We start from the raw sequence: 371 nt of genomic DNA on the forward strand, positions 1-371 counted from the left end.
AAGACCGGTGGGATCAAAGACCCAAATCCGCCGCGATTTAAACAGGACAATATACCGATCACTTACATGCAGATGGGAATCCGGCACGAGAAAGGTTCCGACCAATTGCGGCTGTCTCTGTCAAAGGATCTGAAAAGCTATATGGAAGAAACTTACGGGATTCATGAAAAATTTCTATATCTTGAAAATAAGATTTTCAGGAACATGGATCACATAAAGCAGCTGCGGATCTATCCACCGGAACATGGGAAATGTGACCTTATCGTTATCTATGAGGTCAAAGAGCCAGAACCGCTTTCCCTGAATGGCCATTATTTATCAATTGATCTTGGAATTCATAATCTGATGACCTGTTATGATTCCGGAAATGG

1 pseudogene is annotated in these 371 nt (G+C 42.0%); it reads left to right on the top strand.

The window, feature by feature from the left end:
* Positions 1-72: 72 nt before the first annotated feature.
* A pseudogene (locus DWV73_RS13055) lies at positions 73-371 on the top strand (RNA-guided endonuclease TnpB family protein); the annotation flags it as partial.

The organism is Clostridium sp. AF12-41 (genome assembly GCF_003461685.1).
Taxonomy (GTDB): Bacteria; Bacillota; Clostridia; order Lachnospirales; family Lachnospiraceae; genus Otoolea; species Otoolea fessa.